The 19,577-nt window shown below is 38.1% G+C and carries 21 protein-coding genes; 17 read left to right on the top strand and 4 right to left on the bottom strand.

Annotated features, from left to right (window positions below; genetic code table 11):
- The first annotated feature begins 6 nt into the window (after window positions 1-6).
- The 3 genes from RM545_RS05405 to murB all read left to right on the top strand — a co-directional run bounded on the left by RM545_RS05405 (window position 7) and on the right by murB (window position 2,770).
- Window positions 7-393 carry a DUF1573 domain-containing protein gene (locus RM545_RS05405; protein WP_432264573.1) on the top strand — a complete coding sequence of 129 codons (387 nt, stop codon included), beginning with the start codon at window positions 7-9 and terminating at the stop codon, window positions 391-393.
- A gap of 171 nt (window positions 394-564) precedes the next feature.
- Entirely contained in the window at window positions 565-1,755 is a 1,191-nt protein-coding gene (locus RM545_RS05410) for a pyridoxal phosphate-dependent aminotransferase (RefSeq protein WP_311494299.1), read from the top strand.
- Between the two features lies 1 nt (window position 1,756).
- The gene (gene murB, locus RM545_RS05415; protein ID WP_311494300.1) at window positions 1,757-2,770 is read left to right on the top strand and encodes a UDP-N-acetylmuramate dehydrogenase; all 1,014 of its coding nucleotides are present in this window, start codon (window positions 1,757-1,759) and stop codon (window positions 2,768-2,770) included.
- A gap of 63 nt (window positions 2,771-2,833) precedes the next feature.
- Here murB and RM545_RS05420 read toward each other — a convergent pair whose 3' ends face one another.
- Entirely contained in the window at window positions 2,834-3,448 is a 615-nt protein-coding gene (locus RM545_RS05420) for a fasciclin domain-containing protein (RefSeq protein ID WP_311494301.1), read from the bottom strand.
- 163 nt (window positions 3,449-3,611) lie between these two features.
- On the opposite strand from RM545_RS05420, the gene RM545_RS05425 reads away from it, so the two are divergent.
- The 6 genes from RM545_RS05425 to RM545_RS05450 all read left to right on the top strand — a co-directional run bounded on the left by RM545_RS05425 (window position 3,612) and on the right by RM545_RS05450 (window position 9,743).
- The gene (locus RM545_RS05425) at window positions 3,612-3,818 is read left to right on the top strand and encodes a membrane or secreted protein (RefSeq protein ID WP_311494302.1); all 207 of its coding nucleotides are present in this window, start codon (window positions 3,612-3,614) and stop codon (window positions 3,816-3,818) included.
- A 5-nt stretch (window positions 3,819-3,823) separates the two neighbouring features.
- The gene (locus RM545_RS05430; RefSeq protein ID WP_311494303.1) at window positions 3,824-4,924 is read left to right on the top strand and encodes a glycosyltransferase; all 1,101 of its coding nucleotides are present in this window, start codon (window positions 3,824-3,826) and stop codon (window positions 4,922-4,924) included.
- The gene (locus RM545_RS05435) at window positions 4,915-5,487 is read left to right on the top strand and encodes an RNA polymerase sigma factor (RefSeq protein WP_311494304.1); all 573 of its coding nucleotides are present in this window, start codon (window positions 4,915-4,917) and stop codon (window positions 5,485-5,487) included. The genes RM545_RS05430 and RM545_RS05435 overlap by 10 nt, the downstream gene beginning before the upstream one ends.
- A 74-nt stretch (window positions 5,488-5,561) precedes the next feature.
- Window positions 5,562-6,440, top strand: coding sequence for a lipoyl synthase (lipA, locus tag RM545_RS05440; RefSeq protein WP_311494305.1), 879 nt, complete (start codon window positions 5,562-5,564; stop codon window positions 6,438-6,440).
- Between the two features lie 18 nt (window positions 6,441-6,458).
- Window positions 6,459-7,466 (top strand): type I glyceraldehyde-3-phosphate dehydrogenase, encoded by a 1,008-nt coding sequence (gap, locus tag RM545_RS05445; RefSeq protein ID WP_311494306.1) that lies wholly within the window; start codon window positions 6,459-6,461, stop codon window positions 7,464-7,466.
- A 39-nt stretch (window positions 7,467-7,505) separates the two neighbouring features.
- Window positions 7,506-9,743, top strand: coding sequence for a tetratricopeptide repeat-containing hybrid sensor histidine kinase/response regulator (locus RM545_RS05450; protein WP_311494307.1), 2,238 nt, complete (start codon window positions 7,506-7,508; stop codon window positions 9,741-9,743).
- A gap of 98 nt (window positions 9,744-9,841) precedes the next feature.
- Here RM545_RS05450 and lpxK read toward each other — a convergent pair whose 3' ends face one another.
- Window positions 9,842-10,846, bottom strand: coding sequence for a tetraacyldisaccharide 4'-kinase (lpxK, locus tag RM545_RS05455; protein ID WP_311494308.1), 1,005 nt, complete (start codon window positions 10,844-10,846; stop codon window positions 9,842-9,844).
- 82 nt (window positions 10,847-10,928) lie between these two features.
- Between lpxK and RM545_RS05460 the strand changes: the two genes are divergently transcribed.
- The 3 genes from RM545_RS05460 to msrA all read left to right on the top strand — a co-directional run bounded on the left by RM545_RS05460 (window position 10,929) and on the right by msrA (window position 13,658).
- Window positions 10,929-12,023, top strand: coding sequence for a Nif3-like dinuclear metal center hexameric protein (locus RM545_RS05460; protein ID WP_311494309.1), 1,095 nt, complete (start codon window positions 10,929-10,931; stop codon window positions 12,021-12,023).
- Window positions 12,024-12,025: 2 nt separating this feature from the next.
- On the top strand, window positions 12,026-12,805 hold the full coding sequence (locus RM545_RS05465; protein ID WP_311494310.1) for a zinc ribbon domain-containing protein: 780 nt from the start codon (window positions 12,026-12,028) through the stop codon (window positions 12,803-12,805).
- A gap of 193 nt (window positions 12,806-12,998) precedes the next feature.
- Window positions 12,999-13,658, top strand: coding sequence for a peptide-methionine (S)-S-oxide reductase MsrA (gene msrA / locus RM545_RS05470; protein WP_311494311.1), 660 nt, complete (start codon window positions 12,999-13,001; stop codon window positions 13,656-13,658).
- 59 nt (window positions 13,659-13,717) lie between these two features.
- Here msrA and RM545_RS05475 read toward each other — a convergent pair whose 3' ends face one another.
- Window positions 13,718-15,067: an FAD-dependent oxidoreductase gene (locus tag RM545_RS05475; RefSeq protein ID WP_311494312.1), complete on the bottom strand. Its 1,350-nt coding sequence runs from the start codon at window positions 15,065-15,067 to the stop codon at window positions 13,718-13,720.
- 221 nt (window positions 15,068-15,288) lie between these two features.
- On the opposite strand from RM545_RS05475, the gene RM545_RS05480 reads away from it, so the two are divergent.
- The 5 genes from RM545_RS05480 (at window position 15,289) to RM545_RS05500 (ending at window position 18,170) form a co-directional block, all read left to right on the top strand.
- Entirely contained in the window at window positions 15,289-15,534 is a 246-nt protein-coding gene (locus tag RM545_RS05480; RefSeq protein ID WP_311494313.1) for a hypothetical protein, read from the top strand.
- Window positions 15,535-15,608: 74 nt separating this feature from the next.
- Complete coding sequence (locus RM545_RS05485) at window positions 15,609-16,256, top strand: flavin reductase family protein (protein ID WP_311494314.1); 648 nt, start codon at window positions 15,609-15,611, stop codon at window positions 16,254-16,256.
- A 193-nt stretch (window positions 16,257-16,449) separates the two neighbouring features.
- Window positions 16,450-16,602: a lmo0937 family membrane protein gene (locus RM545_RS05490; RefSeq protein ID WP_311494315.1), complete on the top strand. Its 153-nt coding sequence runs from the start codon at window positions 16,450-16,452 to the stop codon at window positions 16,600-16,602.
- A gap of 59 nt (window positions 16,603-16,661) precedes the next feature.
- Complete coding sequence (locus RM545_RS05495; protein WP_311494316.1) at window positions 16,662-17,420, top strand: SDR family oxidoreductase; 759 nt, start codon at window positions 16,662-16,664, stop codon at window positions 17,418-17,420.
- A 69-nt stretch (window positions 17,421-17,489) separates the two neighbouring features.
- Window positions 17,490-18,170, top strand: coding sequence for a hypothetical protein (locus RM545_RS05500; RefSeq protein ID WP_311494317.1), 681 nt, complete (start codon window positions 17,490-17,492; stop codon window positions 18,168-18,170).
- Window positions 18,171-18,217: 47 nt separating this feature from the next.
- Here RM545_RS05500 and kynU read toward each other — a convergent pair whose 3' ends face one another.
- Window positions 18,218-19,501: a kynureninase gene (kynU, locus tag RM545_RS05505; RefSeq protein ID WP_311494318.1), complete on the bottom strand. Its 1,284-nt coding sequence runs from the start codon at window positions 19,499-19,501 to the stop codon at window positions 18,218-18,220.
- Window positions 19,502-19,577 lie beyond the last annotated feature (76 nt).

Consider the following 19,577-nt stretch of genomic DNA (forward strand, 5'->3'; position numbering starts at 1 on the left):
AAAAACATGAAAAAATTAGTACTAATTGCCACTTTTATTTTAGCCGGAATAGGAACCACAATGGCACAGGCCAAGATCGTATTCCAATCTGAGACAATTGATTATGGCGAAATAAAAAAAGGAAGTGATGGAGTTCGTGTGTTTGAATTCACAAACACAGGAGATGAACCACTTGTAATTAAAGAGGTATCTTCCAGCTGTGGGTGCACTATTCCGAAAAAACCTGAAGGCCCTATTGCTCCGGGAGAAACCGGAACTATCGAAGTAAAGTACGATACTAAAAGAGTGGGACCAATCAGAAAAACAGTTACTGTATACTCTAATGCTGAAGAGACTATAAAAGCCCTTAAGATTAAAGGAAAAGTTTTACCGGAAGAAGTTACCGAGATTTAAAACTAAATTTTAAAAAAACAAAAACCTCCCAACTGGGAGGTTTTTTGTTTTTTAGAAATGGTAAAAAGGCCAATTTATTGTTGTGTTTAAAATCCTTCTATATATTGGCCGCAACCTTATTAATTCTACTATTATTTTTGCATTTTTGTATTCTATAAAAAATTGACAGTTATGCCTAGTATTTCCCAGAAGGGTCAAAATATGCCCCAATCCCCTATTCGAAAGCTTGTTCCATATGCAGAAGCCGCTATACGGGAGGGAAGGACGATTTACCAGTTAAATATTGGCCAACCGGATATAAAAACTCCGCAGATAGCATTAAATGCTATAAAAAATAATAACATAGAGGTTCTCTCCTACAGTCATTCGGCTGGTTTTCTTAGCTACAGGGAGAAGTTAGCAGGATATTATAAAAAGCATGATATCCCAGTAAGCAGCGAAGATATTATAATTACAACAGGAGGGTCTGAAGCACTTAATTTTACAATGGGAAGTATTACAGATCCTGGAGACGAAATAATCATTCCGGAACCTTTTTACGCCAATTACAACGCTTTTGCAGAAACTTCAGGTGTGAAAATTTTGCCTATACAGGCTTCTTTTGAAAACAATTTTGCTTTACCTCCCGTAAGTGAATTTGAAAGCCTCATTACAGAAAGAACAAAGGCTATCCTTCTCTGTAATCCTGGAAATCCTACCGGCTATCTTTATACGAAAGATGAAATTCAGCAGATAGCAGATCTTGCTATAAAGCATGATATTTTTGTCGTGGCGGACGAAGTTTACCGCGAGTTCGCCTATGACGGTGTAAAACATCATTCCATTATGAGTATAGCAGGATTGGAAGATCACGCTATAATGGTGGATTCTGTTTCCAAAAGATACAGTATGTGCGGTGCCAGGATTGGTTGTCTTGTTTCCAAGAACAAGGATGTAATAGCCGCTGCTATGAAGTTTGCACAGGCAAGATTAAGTCCGCCTACTTTTGCTCAAATAGCGAGTGAAGCAGCACTGGACACTCCGCAGGAATATTTTGATGAAGTAAATAAAGAATATACACTTAGAAGAGATATCCTTATAGAAGGCCTGGAAAAAATTGAAGGTGTAAAAGTAGCGAAACCCAAAGGGGCATTTTATTGCATAGCCGAGCTTCCGGTAGAAAATGCCGAAGACTTTGCAAAGTGGCTTCTGGAAAATTTTCAGCATAACAATGAAACAATAATGGTTGCACCAGCGGCCGGCTTCTACTCTACTCCAAATACCGGATTAAACCAGGTGAGGATTGCTTATGTTCTAAAAAGGGATAATCTGGAGCGGGCAATAGAAATTCTTGAAGAAGCCCTTAAGCAATACAACAAATAACATGCAGTTTCTGCATAATGCCTCTTTAAAGGAATATAATACGTTTGGAATTGACGTTAGCGCCAGGCGCTTTATCTCTGTTACTAATGTAGAAGATCTAAAGGAGGTGCTCGCTCAAACCTATGCGTCAGAACTTTTTATTCTTGGCGGCGGAAGCAATATGCTTTTAACAAAAGACATTGAAAAAACCGTTCTTCATATTGATCTGAAAGGGAAGGAATTAACTTCAGAAAACAAAGATGAAGTTCTTGTAAAAGCCAGTGCCGGTGAAAACTGGCATGAATTTGTGCTATATACGCTCGAAAAAGGATTGGGTGGCCTGGAAAACCTCTCCCTTATTCCCGGAAAAGTGGGAACTGCCCCTATTCAGAATATTGGAGCTTACGGAGTGGAACTTAAGGACGTTTTTGAAGAATGCGAGGCCATTCACATTCAAACCCTGGAACAGAAAACCTTCAGTAAAGAAGCATGTAAATTTGATTACAGAAATTCAGTTTTTAAGAATAAGTTTAAAGGTCAGTATATCATTACCAGTGTCACCTTCAGGTTGACAAAAAATCATCATGTTTTGCATACTGATTATGGGGCAATAAAAAATGCGCTTGATCAAAAAGGCATTAAGGATGCAGGAGTCAAAGAGATTTCTGATGCCGTAATATCTATAAGGCAGTCAAAGTTACCCGACCCCAGGATCCTTGGAAACAGCGGAAGTTTTTTTAAGAATCCTGTTATTTCAGTAGAACTTTTTGAAGAGCTGCAACGGGCTTATCCTGAAATGCCTTCTTATCCTGTTTCACGCCAAGAAGTTAAAATTCCTGCAGGCTGGCTGATAGAAAAGGCGGGATTAAAGGGATACAGAAAAGGAGATGCCGGTGTGCATAAGAATCAGGCGCTTGTATTGGTGAATTACGGAACCGCAACGGGTATGGAAATTTTACGATTATCGCAAAAGGTTCAGGAAAAAGTAGAAGAAAAATTTCAGATCAAGCTTGAACCCGAGGTTAATATACTCTAATTAGAAAAGAGGCTGTCCTAAAAAAAATAGCCTCTTTCTTCTACTTCACTACTAGACGACTAATCAGGACTTTTTTTTCATCATCACGGCATCAATAACATGCACAACTCCGTTAGAAGCATCCAAATCTGCCTGTGTAATGGTTGCAATATTTCCACTATCGTCCCGAAGCACAATATTATCACCACTCATCATAGCGGTAATTTCTTCACCTGCCATGGTATTAAAAGTATATTCTCCATTATTGCTCTGGATTTGCTGACTCAGTTCATCTGCAGTAATTTCATCTTCAACAACATGGTATTCCAACAAATCTAAAAGCTGATCCTGATTTTCACTCATCATTAAACTATCCAGCTTTTCCTGACTTAACTCGTTAAAGGCTGCATCTGTTGGCGCAAAAACAGTAAAAGGACCTCTGTCTGTTCTCAGTGTTTCAGAAATGTCTGCCTTCTTTAGCGCATTGCTTAATGTGGTGAGGGAATCTGCCTCCATAGTTTTTACAACAATGCTGTTACCCTCAAGTTCCCTTTGCTCTTCATCTGCCAATGCTTCCTCTCTTTCGGTTTCCACCTGCTCAGCCCGCGCCCGCTCCTGTTCCTTCTTCTCATTATTTTCACAAGCAGTGAATGTAAAAACTGAAAAACCACTTATAAATAATATTGTCTTTATTTTCATAACTAAATATTTAAATACAACACCGAAGGTATCACCTAACTGTTAATCATACAGTTAATTACATTTAAATTTTAGTTAAAGACCGCTAAGATTGGCATAAATTATCTTCACATTTCCCCAGACCTATTTTTATTCTTATTTTTGCATTAGAAAAAGGAAAATCATGGAAGTTTTTATAATTAGCTTTATACTCATAGCACTTGCTTTTGCCGGAATTGCGATTAAAATCTGGGGAAAAAAAGATGGAAAATTTGCAGGTACGTGCGCCAGCCAAAATCCTTTCTTAAATAAAGAAGGTGAGGCTTGTAGTTATTGCGGAAAATTGCCTGACGAGATTGGCGACTGTTCTACTACTGAAAAGGCCGGGTAAATTTAATGTCAACAATTTTACTGTTCTTTTTCCTGCTGATTGCAGCAGTTAATCTTGCCTATTTTGTTAGCTTTTTCAGTTTTGCCTCCGCGAAGAAATCTTCATTTGCACCTGCTGCCCAACCAGTTTCTGTTATTATTTGCGCAAAAAATGAAGCACAAAATCTCAATTCTTTTCTTCCCTCGATATTAGACCAGGATCATCCCGATTTTGAAGTCATACTCATTAATGACGCGTCAATGGATGAAACTCTGGAAGTAATGGAGAAGTTTAAAGAATTGGATCCACGAATTCAAATCGTAGATGTAAAGAACAACGAAGCATTTTGGGCAAATAAAAAATATGCGTTAACCTTGGGTATAAAAAGAGCCAAAAACACACATCTCCTCTTTACTGATGCCGACTGCGCGCCTCAAAGCAATTCCTGGATTAGCGAAATGTGTAGAAACCTGCAGGAGGAGACATCTATTGTTCTGGGCTATGGAGGCTACTTTAAAAATAAATCTTCCTTCTTGAATAAATTGATCAGGTTTGAAACTCTGCTTACTGCAATTCAATACTTTTCCTATGCAAAATTAGGGAGTCCTTACATGGGAGTTGGTAGAAATCTTGCCTATACATCAGGACTATTTTATCAGCAAAGCGGGTTTGCCAGTCATCTGCACCTTAGATCGGGAGATGATGATCTGTTTGTTAATGAAGCCGCCACCAGCATTAATACTTCCATCTGCGATTACCCCGCTGCTTTCACCAGAAGTGTCCCAAAAAGCACATTTAGCGCATGGATTAAGCAAAAAAGAAGACATGTTTCCACAGCTAAGAATTATAAGAAAAAGCACAAACTTCTTCTGGCGCTCTTCTATTTTTCCCAGGTTATGTTCTGGACTTTGTTCCTTATACTACTGTTTGCCGAAAATTGGCAAATTTCGACAGTCACCTTTGGAATTGTAATTTTAATAAAGGCTGCGCTGTACTACAAATCTGCGGAGAGGTTAGATGAAAAAGATGTAGTTTGGTTATTTCCCATTCTGGAATTATTTTTAATCTTTACTCAAAGCGGTATCTTTATAGCTAATATTTTTTCAAAACCTACTCATTGGAAATAAAACCAGAAAGGCTTCTAATCAAAATAAAGGAAGCAAAAGGCGGTAGTCAGGCAGCCTTTAACTATCTTATGGACACTTTCTGGAATGACGTCTACGGTTTCCAGCTAAAAAAAACCAGGAACGAATACGAAGCTGAAGATATTAGCATTCAGACTTTTTCGAAGGCATTTAACAAGATTGAGACTTTTGATGAAAAATATTCCTTTAGCACCTGGCTTATAGCAATTTCCAAAAATATTCATGTAGATCTTATAAGGAAGAAGAATTCTTCAATTCGTTCCCGAACAACAAATCATGATGAAGAAAAGGTTTATGCCATTGCAGATGAAACTCCTTCAATTGAAGATAAACTTATAAGTGAGCAGAACCTTGCTCAATTATTAAGAGATATCAAGCAATTAAAACCACATTATCAGCAGGTCATTAATCTCAGGTATTTTCAGGAAAAATCTTATAAGGAAATTGCAGAAAACCTAGATGAACCAATGAATAATGTTAAGGTCAAACTACTGAGAGCCAGGAAACTGCTGGCAGAAATTATTAAAGACCGCAAACATGAGTAAGGAATTTTACTCTCTACTGTCTAAATTTATGCAGTTCGCTATAATATCGTATCTTTGAATAACAGAATTTTGCTATGAGTACAGACACTATCGCACCCATAAAAACTAAGCCTCAAGCCAAGCCAAAATGGCTAAGAGTTAAACTTCCAACAGGTAAAAAATATACTGAACTACGCAATTTAGTGGATAAGTATGATTTACATACTATTTGCACCTCGGGAAGCTGTCCTAACATGGGAGAATGCTGGAGCGAGGGAACAGCCACCTTTATGATCCTTGGGAATGTCTGTACACGATCCTGTGGATTTTGCGGAGTAAAAACCGGAAGGCCGGATACCGTAGAATGGGATGAACCTGAAAAAGTGGCCCGTTCTATTAAACTTATGAAAATAAAACATGCGGTGGTTACAAGTGTAGATCGTGATGATTTAAAAGATATGGGTTCTATTATTTGGGCTGAAACCGTCAAGGCAATTCGCAGAATGAATCCTGAAACTACTTTAGAGACTCTTATTCCTGATTTTCAAGGAAATGAAAGGAATTTGGATCGTATTATAGAAGTAATGCCAGAAGTGGTTTCACACAATATGGAAACCGTAAAGAGACTGACCCGTGAAGTAAGAATTCAGGCAAAATACGAACGCAGTCTGGAGGTCCTGAGGTATCTTAAAGATCAGGGAATTAACCGCACCAAATCTGGAATTATGCTAGGTCTGGGCGAGCAGGAAGAAGAAGTTATACAAACGCTTCATGACCTTAGAGATGTTGGCGTGGATGTAGTGACTATTGGACAGTATTTACAGCCCAGTAAAAAACACCTTCCTGTAAAGCAGTTTATCACTCCAGATCAGTTTAAAAAGTACGAAGCCATAGGATTGGACCTGGGATTTCGTCACGTCGAAAGTAGCGCGTTAGTTCGTTCTTCCTATAAAGCACAAAAGCATATCAATTAACAAAGTTTCTTTAATGTTATGGCGCTACCGGCAAATATTGCCATTAACGGGTTTGGCAGGATAGGTCGTAATTTTTTTCGACTTCTCATCAACCATCCAGATTATAACGTGGTGGCGATAAATGATGTTGCCGATGCTGAAACGCTTACTCATTTACTTAAATACGATAGCATCCACGGCAAACTTTCCGAAGAAGTTATAGGAGTGAATTCTACAATTACCATAAAAGATAAGTCTACAGCCGTTCTGAATTATTCCCATCCCCGGGATATCCCATGGGATAAATATGATGTGGATTATGTGGTTGAATGTTCCGGAAGATTCAAGTCTACTAAAGATCTTAGAGAGCACCTGAAACCAGGAGTTAAAAAAATTGTACTTTCTGTTCCCCCCGACGATCCAGCGATTAAAATGGTTGTGTTAGGAGTAAATGAGCATATCCTCGACGGAACAGAAAGAATTATTTCTAATGCCTCCTGCACAACAAACAATGCTGCTCCTATGCTTAAACTCATTCATGAGAATTTTGTGGTTGACCAGGCTTACATAACTACTGTACATTCCTTTACCTCAGACCAAAGTCTTCATGATCAACCCCACCGGGATCTTAGACGTGGCCGGGCTGCAACACAGTCTATTATTCCTACGACCACGGGCGCAGCAAAAGCTTTAACCTATATTTTTCCTGACCTAAACAAGGTAATTGGAGGCTGCGGAATAAGAGTTCCCGTGCCCAATGGTTCTTTAACAGATATGACGCTGAATATTGAAAAGGAAACTACCATCCAGCAGGTTAATGAAGTCTTTCGAGCTGCTTCTGAAACGAATCTTAAAGGAATTTTGAATTACACCGAAGATCCTATGGTTTCGGTTGATATTTTGGGAAATAGCGCATCCTGTGTATTTGATTCGCAAATGACCTCTGTAATTGGCGGAAAAATGGTAAAATTGATTGGATGGTATGACAATGAAACAGGATATTCTAACAGACTTTTAGATTTAATTGCAATGATTAATGATAAATAACTATATTTAACTCCGTTAAGTTGCTACCTACAAGCCCAAATGAAGAACTTAAGCATTTTTATTCTCTTTACTTTCTTTTATACCTCCACCTTTGCCCATCAGGATCAGGAAGTAAAAAATGAAGACGAAATAAGTGAGCAGATTCAACAATTGCTTAGCGGAGCTGAATCCTCTATCTTACAATATAATTTTGATGCTGCAATTAGAAAACTGGATTCTTCCATGGTTCTCTCTAAGAGCATCAACCACAAAAGATACATTGCTTTATCCAGTAACATCCTTGCTAATTTACGGTACATAAAGCACGAATATGAAAGCTCAAATGAGCATATAAAGAGGGCAATTTCCATTCAGGAGGAAATCGGGGACGATATTGGTCTTGCCTACAGCTATATCCAATACGCAAAAACACTAGACCTTCAAAAGAAATATTCAGAAGCTGAGGACTATCTGGATCTTGCGGAAAAGATATATACTAAAAATAATAACAGAGAACAGCTCGGGCTGGTCGCTCTCAACCGGGGAATTGTAGAACTCCACCACGAAAATGATTATGGACACGCATTAACACATTTCAATAATGCGGAAATTTACCTCAGCAACAGTGAAAATGAATATGAGAAGAGTCGCCTTAATTATTACAAGTCTTCTGCTCATTTATCTCTTGGAAATCTAGATGAAGCTGAAGAAAGTGCTAAAAAAGCCCTGACTCTTGCTTATGAAAATAGCTTTGCAGGAATGATTATTAGCGGCAACAGAAGATTAAGTGTCATAAATGAAGCCAAAAACCAGCCAGAAGCAGCACTTGCTTACCTAAAAACCAGTTATAAGACTAATGATTCTGTATACGATTTAAACGAAGCAGAATTGGCCCGTGAAGCAAATAGCAGATATGGACAGGACGCATTAAAGAATACCCTAAGCGCATTAACCCTTCAGAATGCTGAACAGGAAAAATCGCTTAAAGTCAACAAACTCACTACTATTTTAAGTGTAGCACTTATTACCATCCTATCGCTTTTAACGTTATCATTATACAAAAACAATAATCTTAGAGCACGCGCTAACGACTTGCTGCAAAAAAAGAATTCTGAACTTACACTTGCCAAAGAGAATGCAGAAAAAGCATCCCTTGCAAAAGCACAATTTTTAAGCACAATAACACATGAGCTTCGGACGCCATTATACGCTGTTACCGGCCTCACCCATTTACTGTTGGAAGAAAGTCCTACAGAGAATCAAAAGGAACACCTTAATTCGCTTAAATTTTCGGGAGAGTACCTGCTTTCTTTGATAAATAACATCCTGGATTTAAATAAACTAGAAGCCAATAAAGTTGAAGTAATGCAAACGACCTTCAATTTAAAAAGGAGGATATCAGATGTTCTTGTCGCTTTAAAAAATTCCGCAGACGAAAAAAACACCAGTATACATCTTAGCTTTGATAATTCCATCCCTACTAAATTAAAAGGAGACCCGCTTAAGATCTCTCAAATCCTTATCAATCTAATAGGCAACTCCATTAAATTTACTGAAAACGGGGATATCTGGATAAGCGTATACAAAATAAAACAGCTGAACGAAACAGTTTATCTTTCTTTCCAAATTAAAGACAATGGTGAAGGAATTAGCAAAGAAAAGCAGAAGGCAATCTTTGAGAACTTCACCCAGGGCTCCACGCAGATAAATAGAAAATTTGGAGGAACAGGTCTTGGATTATCCATTGTAAAAAACCTTTTAAGTTTGCTGAACAGCGAAATTAAACTGGAAAGCGACTTAGGAAAAGGATCTAAATTCACCTTTGAGCTAAAATTTGAAGCCCTGGAAAATCCAGCCATAGGACAGCCTAATAAATTAAAGGAAGAAAAGCCGGTAATACTCTCCAATGACATTATGATTGACAAGCGTATTTTGATTGTTGAGGACAATAAAATCAATCAAATGATTACCAGAAAGATCCTGGAGAAGAATAAGGTTATTTGTGATGTAGCCGATAATGGAACCATTGCGATTGAAAAAGTACACAATAATCACTTTGATCTCATCCTGATGGATATCCATATGCCCGGGATAAGTGGAATTGAAGCCACCATTGAGATAAGGAAGTTCAATGAAAACATCCCAATCATTGCCTTAACAGCGGTCACACTCGATGAAAACCTGGATGAATTTTACTTAAATGGATTTAATGACATTATCCCAAAACCATATAAAACCGAAGAATTCTTCAACAAAATTAACAAATACCTTGCTGCAAATGCAGAAAGTACAGTCTAAGGTTTTATGGAAAGGACCTTTGAAGAGATTAGAATCGATGCAGCTTATCAGATAATACATTCAGAATTATTTATGTAATAATGAGGTATAATTGCACCTCATATATTTTTCACAAAGTTTAATATCACCCGATTAAAATCTTTTTCTCGCTCAATAAATTTTGTCTCAATTGGCAGGTAAAATAGTTTTGAAGGCGAAAGCCGTTCCTTTAGTCTCACAAAATCTTTTTCTGTAGCAAGCACCAGGTTTTCCTTTATTAAACGCTGTATTTCATCTTCTGAGAAATGATGATGATCTGGAAATTTCCGATGCTGGAACTTTAAATCTTTATCCTTCAAATAATCTATCAGCGGCTTTGGATTTGCAATTCCTGTGACGAGCACAAAATCTTTTCCTTTCAACTCATCTAAGGTTAATTTAGAGCTTTCTGAAGTAACTTTTTCAGCATAAGAAATATAGCTAAAGAACAGCTTCTGATTTTTATTCAGTTTAAGAAATACCTTTATTTTTTCCATCTCTGCCGCTTTAATATTGGGCGGACATTTTGTTACCACCACGATATTTGACCTTTTTGCACCTTCTCTGGATTCACGCAAATTTCCGGCAGGCAATATTAGATCTGAAGCATAGAGATTATCATAAGAAGTGAGCAAGATATTAAGCCCTGCCTGCACTTTACGGTGTTGAAAAGCGTCGTCCAGCAAAATAACCTCAGCCTGCTCCCCAACCAATTGAGCAATTCCGTTTCTTCTGTCTGCATCTACAGCTACAATAGCATTTGGAAATTTTCTTTTGAACTGAAGTGGCTCGTCCCCCACTTCTGCCGCAGTTTCTTTGCCCGATAATTGCCAAAATCCGCTGGTCTTTCTTTTATAACCCCGCGAGAGCGTTGCAATACGAAATTGTGAAATAAGAAGTTGTACCAGGTACTCGATCATAGGAGATTTCCCTGTACCACCGGTGTTCAGATTTCCCACGCAAATCACCGGAAGATCGTATTTTTCCGATTTTAGTATTCTCTGATCGTAAAGTTCGTTCCTGGCCCGTGTAATCCCATCATATATCAGGGAAAACGGAAAGAGTAATTTTCGAATTATCGCCATGGAACCAAGGTATAATATTTATATTTGAAACGCTTTTACTTAAGCCGATAGTAACCAAATCGGAAGCCAAAAATAGGAAATTATGCTTATAAAGGAGATTATACAACACCTGGAGGAATTTGCCCCTTTAAATTATGCTGAAGATTTTGATAATGTTGGATTATTGGTAGGCGATGCCGAAACAGAAGCCACGGGTGCTTTAATTACTTTAGATACTCTTGAAGAGGTTGTAGATGAAGCTATTGCCAAGAATTGCAATCTTGTTATCAGCTTCCATCCTATTATTTTCTCCGGACTCAAAAAATTAAACGGAAAAAATTATGTGGAGCGGACTGTCATAAAGGCGATTCAGCATAATATTGCCATATATGCGATCCATACTGCACTGGATAATCAGCATAAAGGTGTGAACGACATGATCGCCGAGAAGCTGAACTTAATTAACCGAAAGATTCTAATTCCCCGAAAAAAAAGTATCAAGAAACTCACCACCTTTGTTCCTAATAAAGATGCTGAAACATTGAGAATTGCACTTTTTGAGGCCGGAGCAGGAAGCATAGGAAATTACGATAATTGCAGTTTTAACGTGCAGGGTTTGGGTAGCTTTAAACCAAATGATGAAGCCGACCCTACCATTGGAGAAAAGGGCCAACTTCACTTTGAAGAAGAAACGCAAATCGGAGTTACTTTCCCGGTTCATCTGGAATCAAAAATCCTTCAGACGTTATTTAAGAACCATCCTTATGAAGAAGTTGCACATGAGATCACAACTCTGGAAAACGCACATCAACATCTGGGAATGGGAATGATTGGCGAGCTCGAACAGGGAATCTCCGAAGAAGATTTCCTCAAATCTGTAAAAGAAACCTTTAATGCTGGAGTAGTTCGACATTCTGATTTGCTGGGAAGAACCATAAAAAAAGTAGCAGTGTTAGGCGGTAGTGGAAGTTTTGCTATTGAAAATGCGAAACGTGCCGGAGCAGACATTTATATTACTGCAGATTTGAAGTACCATGACTTCTATAAGGCTGAGAAACAGATAATTTTAGCAGATATTGGTCATTATGAAAGCGAGCAATTCACAAAAAATTTACTATGTTCTTTTCTTAGCAAAAAAATTCGTAATTTTGCACTTATTTTAGCAGATACAAACACCAATCCTATCAAGTATATATAACTATGGCAAAAAAAAACGATGTTACTGTAGAAGAGAAGTTAAGAGCATTGTACGATCTTCAGTTAGTCGATTCCAGAATTGATGAAATTAGAAACGTACGCGGCGAACTTCCTTTAGAAGTTGAAGATTTGGAAGACGAAGTAGCAGGATTGAACACGCGTTTGGAAAAATTAGAAGCCGATATTGAAGTAATCGAGAATGATATCAAAAGTAAGAAGAACCTTATTGATGAGTCAAAAACTGCGATGAAAAAGTATTCTGAGCAACAAAAGAACGTTAGAAATAACCGTGAATTTAATGCTTTGAGCAAAGAAGTAGAGTTTCAGGAACTGGAAATCGAACTTGCCGAGAAAAACATTAAAGAATATAAAGCTCAAATTGAACAGAAAAAAGAGGTTATTGCCAAGACAACAGAGCGTGTTGACGAAAGAAAAAAACATCTTGAGCACAAGAAAAATGAGCTAGACGAGATCCTTGCTGAAACTGAGAAGGAAGAGCAGGCCCTTATAGACAAGTCTAAGGAATACGAGCAAAATATTGAAGAACGCCTTGTAAAAGCTTACAAGAGAATTAGAACCAACGTTAAAAACGGTCTTGCAATTGTTCCCGTAGAACGTGGTGCTTCAGGAGGTTCCTATTTTACTATTCCGCCGCAGGTAATCATGGAAATTGCAGGTAGAAAAAAGATTATTACAGATGAACATAGTGGGCGAATTCTGGTTGATGAAGAGCTAGCTAAGGAAGAGCAGGAAAAAATGGACGGCCTTTTCAATAGGTTTTAGTTCCATTCTTTAAACATAGAACACAAAGCTGCCGGAAATCTGGCAGCTTTTTTTTGTTTTACACCTTTGAGCATTGGGATTAACATCAGTTTTACAGTATTTACTGTCCAAAAAGTTATATTTAAAACAAAAAAACTATTCTCGCAGTAATTCCCCGAAATAATACAACTGTGAATTTTAAATCTAAAAAACTATGAAAAGTCTTTTAAGTGTAATTCTAATATTTTTTATGGCCTGCGGAAATCAGGCACAAAAAGAATCTGTTACAAAACCCGAAATTGCCAATGCAGAGCCTATAGAAGTGGCTACTGAAGATGGAATGGCACGTGCTTATTTTGCCAGCGGTTGCTTTTGGTGTGTAGAAGCAATTTACGAAAGTATTGAGGGAGTGGATGAAGCCATTTCAGGTTATGCAGGAGGGCACACAAAAAATCCTACGTATGAAGAAAGCAATACGGGGAGAACAGGCCATGCCGAAGCTGTAGAGGTTATTTACAATCCTGAAGAGGTCGATTTCAGAACGTTGGTAGAGGTATATTTTGGCTCTCAGGATCCAACACAAGTTAATGGACAGGGACCGGATAGAGGTTCCCAATACCGTTCTATTGTTTTTTATCAAAATCAGGAACAAAAAGAAATTATAGACGAAGTGAAGTCGCAGGTAGCTCAGAACTACGAAGAACCAATAGCGGCAGAAATTCTTCCGTTTCAAAAATTTTGGGTAGCAGAAGACTATCACCAGGACTACGAACGAAACAATCCGAACAACCCTTATATTCAGAATGTTTCTATTCCAAGACTTAACAGGTTTAAAAGCAACTTTCCGGAGATTTTAAAAACTAATGCTCATTAATTTTCATAGGTAGTTTTTCTCTCGAAATCAAAATACAAGAATGTCCCTGGAGACAGGAATTATTCTGTTCTGGCAAGCAGTTCCAGTATCCTGTCTTCTACCTCCTGGTTATTCCATCTGTTGCCGATATTGTCCATTTCCATGACCTCATCCATAATTTTTCGCTGCCTCTCACCTAGTGCTAAAGCTTCAGCATAAGGTTTATCTGAAAAAGTTACTCTGGAATACATAGGAATCCAGCTTTCAGGATGTTTTTCTCCCATTCGATTCTCTATTTTTTTCCGAAGAAGAAAATCGGGATCAGCTGTTTTGCTGCTCATTTCAATAAAATTCCTATAGCTAAGCTCGGCAATAGCATCTGTATTAAGCTTTCTTTCATTCTGATATTCCTCAAAAATCAATTTCCAGTTATCATTATGCTTATGAATTTTTTCAAATAATACCGAAATGTCTTCAAAACCGGCATTCATTCCCTGTCCATAAAAAGGAACAATAGCGTGTGCCGAATCTCCAACCAGAGCCACCTTATCGCCAAATGTCCATGGAAAACATTTAATTGTCACCATTGCACTGGTAGGATTTCTGAAGAAATCCCCCTTTAAATTCGAGATTTCATCTTTTATATCCGGAAAATATCTCTCAAAGAAATCATCTGCCTTTTCTTCTGTAGAAATACTTTCAAAAGAAATCTCCCCTTCAAAAGGCATAAAAAGCGTACAGGTAAAACTGCCATCCTGGTTAGGCATGGCTATAAGCATGAATTTGCCACGCGGCCAAATATGAAAAGAGGCATTATCCAGTTTATGGCTACCATCTTTATTTGCGGGTATCCGAAGTTCTTTATAACCCACATCAATAAAATGTTGGGAATAATTAAACCGACTCTGCCGCTGCATCTTGTGACGAATGCGGGAAAAAGCACCATCTGCTCCAAAAATGAGATCAAAATCATATTCCTCCCACTCTCCTTTTTCCGTTTCCCCGGTATAAAGCTTAGCACTCGGCATATCGATATCCCAAACCTTTTCCTCAAATTGAAACTTTACTCCGGCAGCTTCAGCAAGATCGATCATCTTTCGGTTTAATACTCCGCGGGAAATAGAAAATATGGCTTCTCCTTCTTTACCATATTTCTGAAAGTAAAGTGGTTTACTATTTACATGCATTGCTCTTTTATCCAAAGGAAGAGCGAGTTTTCTAATTTCTGTCTCAACTCCTACTATTTCCAGAGCTTTCCAGCCTCTGTTAGACATTGCGAGATTTATGGATCTACCTGAAAATTCTACCTTCCTAACATCAGGTCGTCGATCGAAGACAGTAACCTCGTGCCCAAGCTTTTTTAGATATAGGGCCAGCAAAGATCCCACAAGTCCGGAACCGACTACTGCAATACTTTTTTGTTTCTGCATGTATTAAGCTTTGTTATGCGTAACCTGACGGGACAACATATCACCTTGCGAAAATACTCATTATTTATGAATTATAATGAAAGGAAGCCCTGGATGGCATGTTGAGCTAGCGCACAGCGTTTGATTGACAGAATTTCCAATAAAAACAATAATCCAGTGATAAATTTTTCTTTACCCGCAAAATTTCCACTAAATTATCAAGAAACTTAAAATACTAAAAAATGGATAAACAAAAATTGGATCAAATGCGAGTGACATTAAGTAAACTGGAAGACATCAAAAACAGCCAGGAAAGCATTATCGATAAGATTAACCATGTTATTACCGATCTGTTTCAAAGCCCGGATAGCGAGCTGGAAAAGTCGATGGAAGCTGCCCATCAGAAATCTTCTGACAATGTGGATGCGATACGCGAAGCAATTGACACGTACGAAATGAAGATCAATAAACTGGAAAATCAGGGCTAATTTAAAATAGCATTAACAACTATTTATGCGGGGGATTATTAACTTGGGTTAGATTTTAATCTTTAACCTTTTTGATGAAACATATTAATGCTGAAGATATTCGGGAGATGGATAAAATTTTTCGACTCAACCTTATTAACAGTTGTACCGGCTACAAATCTGCAAATCTTATAGCCACAAAATCTAACTCAGGTGGCGCTAATGTAGCAGTATTTAGCTCAGTCACTCATATGGGAAGTAATCCCCCGCTCCTTGGTTTTATAACGAGGCCCAAGGATGTGGCGCGTAACACCTACAAAAACATTAAAGAAAATTCATTCTTCACAATTAATCATATTCAGGAAAATATGATTGAAAGCGCGCACCAGACTGCGGCAAAATACGAGGAAGAAATATCTGAATTTCAAAAAACAGGACTTGAAGAAGAATATCTGGATGGATTTTTTGCTCCCTATGTAAAACAGTCCGGTGTTAAATTGGGTTGTAAATATGTAAATGAATATGCAATTAAAGAGAACGGCACCACTTTAATCATTGGTGCTATTGAGCATGTTTATTTTGATGAAAGCATTCAGGCTCCAGATGGATGGTTGCGGTTAGATGATGCCAGTACTGTGGCCGTTAATGGACTTGATGGATACGCATTGCCAACACTCCTGGATCGTTTTCATTATGCCCGTCCGGGACAGGAAATCAAATCCTTCTTTAAAAGAGCGGATTAGTTTTTTCATACCAAAAAGGAAAAAACATTACGCTTAATCTTGGGGGACCAGTCAAACCCAAAGAAATGGAACAGATCGGAACAAGGGCTAAAGTAAAATGGAGTTAAACCGTAGTTAAAGCTTAATTAATCCTGCTTTCTATTTCCTAAATTCGTGAAAGCTAGCAACATTAGTTATACCTAAAATTTTGATTATGAAAGATTTAATTTGGCTTATCATCCTATTGCTGGTCATCGGCTGGCTACTGGGGCTTTTTGCTTTTGACCTTGGTCAATTTATTCACGTCCTGATTGTTCTGGCCGTTTTTCTTCTCTTGTATAAATTACTGACCGGTCGTAGACTTTAGGAGTATAACCCTTTGAAAAATCAAAGGGTTTTTTATTTTCAAAAATCATCGCAGCAAATATGTGGAGCTTAAAAAATAAAAAAGCGGTTATTACCGGAGGAACAAAAGGTATCGGTAAAGCTGCTGTTATGGATTTTGTAGCGTTGGGAGCAGAAGTGCTTTTCACGGCAAGAAACAATGAAGATGTTAAAAATTTCGAGGAATCATTGATAAGTAAGGGCTACAAGGCTAAAGGTCTCGTTTCAGATTCAAGTGTTAAAAAGGACCAGCTGGAATTGCAGGAATGGTTGGAGAAGAACTGGGGAGTTGTAGACATACTGGTAAACAATGCCGGAATAAATATTAGAAAAAAAGCCGGGGAATATTCTGAAGAAGAACATCGGAAAGTTATTGAAATTAATCTCATTGCTCCTTTTGAGCTAAGTCGTAAATTGTATCCGCTTTTAAAGAAATCAGGGAAAGGCGTCATTATTAACGTCGCTTCTTCTGCAGCCACACAAGATGTAGGCACAGGCACTCCATATGCGATGTCCAAAGCAGGTTTACTGCAGCAAACACGCAGCCTGGCAGTAGAATGGGCTGATGACGGAATAAGAGTTAATGCTGTTTCTCCATGGTTCACTGAGACTCCGCTTACTCAGGGCTATCTTACACAAAAAGAAAAAATGGATCCTATTATTAACCGTACTCCTTTAAAAAGAATAGCACAAGCAAAAGAGATTTCTTCTATTATAGCTTTTCTCGCCATGCATAAATCATCTTATATCACCGGCCAAAACATAGTTGCTGACGGAGGTATGAGCATAAATGCAATATAACAATTGAATTTTGTACATTTAGTGCTAATCTAATTCCGAAATACGCCGGAAGATTAAATTCCCTTAAATATGAAAAAGATATTCTTCCTTTCTGTTCTAGCCATGGCTGTATGCAGCTGTAATCAGAACACAAATAATTCAAATACTACAAGCAATTCCTCGTCTGAAGAAATAAAAGATTTGCCTCAGGAAATTGCAAATGCAAATGGTTTACAGTCCTTCGATGAAGTTGAAGAGCTCAATTTTACATTTAATGTAAAAGTTCAGGATACGTTAAGATCTCAAAGAAGCTGGGAATGGCACCCAAAAACCAATGAAATCAGTTTAACCGAGAACGGTACGACAAGTAGTTATACCCAGGATGAGGATTTGACTGAAGACGAGAAAAAAATAGATCAAAAATTCATAAATGATACTTACTGGCTGTTATTCCCTTACCAGCTGGTCTGGTCTGATGCAGAGATTACAGAAGAAAAAGATGCAACAGCTCCCATAAGTGGCGATACAATGGACAAGCTAATTGTTTCCTATTCAAGTGACGGTGGTTATACCCCAGGTGATACTTATGACATTTATTATAACGACGATTTAATGGTCCAGGAATGGGTTTACAAATCTGCCGATGGTAACCGCGAAATGCCTACCACCTGGGAGAACTATCAGGACTATAATGGGATGAAAATTGCCAAATCTCATAAGTCACCTGATGGTAGTTTTGAGCTCTACTTCTCAGATATCGCTGTGGAATAGATCGCTGTTAAAGACAGAACCTTAAAAAGACAATTATCGATATTAATTTATTGCTTTTTATTCAAAATCCCCTGTTTTAATACCTGTCCAAAGCGAAAAATATCTAAAAAAGAACAATAAAATGGTGCAGGAGCCAATCTTATGACGTTGGGTTCTCGCCAGTCCACAAAAACGCCATTTTTCATAAGATAATTGAAGATTTCTTTGCCTTCACCATGTAGAAATACAGAAATTTGAGTTCCTCTTTCCGCCTGGTCCGAAGGAGTGATAATTTCAAAAGAACTCTCTACTTCTTTATCTATTTCCCGCAGTACAAATTCCAGATACGCGACAATTTTATTCCGTTTTTGGATAAGAGCCGGCATTCCAACCTCATCAAACATCTCCAGGGAAGCGAGGTAAGGAGCAAGTGCCAAAACCGGAGCGTTACTAATCTGCCATGCATTTGCATCGGGTTCCGGTTGAAATTCAGGTTCCATCAAGAACCGTCTTTTCTTATTGTGTCCCCACCAACCTTCGAAACGGGGAAGATCTTTGCGATTATGATATTTTTCATTAATGTAGCACCCGGAAGCATTTCCAGGACCGGAATTCATGTATTTATAACTACACCAGGCGGCAAAATCCACATTCCAGTCATTTAATTTAAGCTCGACATTTCCAGCCGCATGAGCCAGATCCCAACCTACAAAAGCACCAATATCGTGTCCTGCTTTAGTGATTTCTTTCATATCAAAAACCTGCCCGGAGTAATAATTCACTCCTCCAATCAAAATTAAAGCACACTCCTCTCCTACTTCTCCAATTGTTTGAAGAACATCTTCAGTCCTAAAATTGTTCTCACCCTCGCGTTTCTTTACTTCTACAATAACTTCGGAAGGATCAAAACCATGAAAGCGCACCTGACTTGCCAGCATATACTGGTCACTTGGGAAAGCTTTTTCTTCACAGATAATTTTACATCTCTTTCCTGATGGCCTGTAGAAGGAGACCATTAATAAATGAAGGTTTACGGTAAGCGTATTCATCACCGTGATTTCAGAAGGTTTTGCGCCCACGACTTTGGAAAGCTTTTCTGAAAAACGTTCATGATAATCCCACCAGGATTTTTCGGCTTTAAAATGACCTTCCACAGCCAGTTCTGCCCAATCCTGCATTACCTCATCTACATACTTTTTTGCGGATCTTGGCTGTAGGCCAAGTGAATTTCCCACAAAATAAACAACTTCTTTCCCATCTACTTCAGGAAAGATAAATTGCTCTCTGTATTTGGCAAGATCATCTTCGGCGTCCAATTTTAGAGCAAATTCCCTGTTATTTTTAAATTGCATAGCATCTTTTTTGTGTAAAAATACAATTTACCAAAGAGAATAATTGGTAAAATTTGCCTGTCTAAATTATTTAGAT

This window comes from Autumnicola lenta, from assembly GCF_031846515.1.
In the GTDB taxonomy this organism is placed as follows: domain Bacteria; phylum Bacteroidota; class Bacteroidia; order Flavobacteriales; family Flavobacteriaceae; genus Autumnicola; species Autumnicola lenta.

Bases quoted from the DNA above. Each gene is read 5' to 3' on its own strand.
- RM545_RS05405 (WP_432264573.1), top strand. From the start codon at position 7: ATGAAAAAATTAGTACTAATTGCCACTTTTATTTTAGCCGGAATAGGA.
- RM545_RS05410 (WP_311494299.1), top strand. From the start codon at position 565: ATGCCTAGTATTTCCCAGAAGGGTCAAAATATGCCCCAATCCCCTATT.
- murB (WP_311494300.1), top strand. From the start codon at position 1,757: ATGCAGTTTCTGCATAATGCCTCTTTAAAGGAATATAATACGTTTGGA.
- RM545_RS05420 (WP_311494301.1), bottom strand. From the start codon at position 3,448: ATGAAAATAAAGACAATATTATTTATAAGTGGTTTTTCAGTTTTTACA.
- RM545_RS05425 (WP_311494302.1), top strand. From the start codon at position 3,612: ATGGAAGTTTTTATAATTAGCTTTATACTCATAGCACTTGCTTTTGCC.
- RM545_RS05430 (WP_311494303.1), top strand. From the start codon at position 3,824: ATGTCAACAATTTTACTGTTCTTTTTCCTGCTGATTGCAGCAGTTAAT.
- lipA (WP_311494305.1), top strand. From the start codon at position 5,562: ATGAGTACAGACACTATCGCACCCATAAAAACTAAGCCTCAAGCCAAG.
- gap (WP_311494306.1), top strand. From the start codon at position 6,459: ATGGCGCTACCGGCAAATATTGCCATTAACGGGTTTGGCAGGATAGGT.
- RM545_RS05450 (WP_311494307.1), top strand. From the start codon at position 7,506: ATGAAGAACTTAAGCATTTTTATTCTCTTTACTTTCTTTTATACCTCC.
- lpxK (WP_311494308.1), bottom strand. From the start codon at position 10,846: ATGGCGATAATTCGAAAATTACTCTTTCCGTTTTCCCTGATATATGAT.
- RM545_RS05460 (WP_311494309.1), top strand. From the start codon at position 10,929: ATGCTTATAAAGGAGATTATACAACACCTGGAGGAATTTGCCCCTTTA.
- RM545_RS05465 (WP_311494310.1), top strand. From the start codon at position 12,026: ATGGCAAAAAAAAACGATGTTACTGTAGAAGAGAAGTTAAGAGCATTG.
- msrA (WP_311494311.1), top strand. From the start codon at position 12,999: ATGAAAAGTCTTTTAAGTGTAATTCTAATATTTTTTATGGCCTGCGGA.
- RM545_RS05475 (WP_311494312.1), bottom strand. From the start codon at position 15,067: ATGCAGAAACAAAAAAGTATTGCAGTAGTCGGTTCCGGACTTGTGGGA.
- RM545_RS05480 (WP_311494313.1), top strand. From the start codon at position 15,289: ATGGATAAACAAAAATTGGATCAAATGCGAGTGACATTAAGTAAACTG.
- RM545_RS05485 (WP_311494314.1), top strand. From the start codon at position 15,609: ATGAAACATATTAATGCTGAAGATATTCGGGAGATGGATAAAATTTTT.
- RM545_RS05490 (WP_311494315.1), top strand. From the start codon at position 16,450: ATGAAAGATTTAATTTGGCTTATCATCCTATTGCTGGTCATCGGCTGG.
- RM545_RS05495 (WP_311494316.1), top strand. From the start codon at position 16,662: ATGTGGAGCTTAAAAAATAAAAAAGCGGTTATTACCGGAGGAACAAAA.
- RM545_RS05500 (WP_311494317.1), top strand. From the start codon at position 17,490: ATGAAAAAGATATTCTTCCTTTCTGTTCTAGCCATGGCTGTATGCAGC.
- kynU (WP_311494318.1), bottom strand. From the start codon at position 19,501: ATGCAATTTAAAAATAACAGGGAATTTGCTCTAAAATTGGACGCCGAA.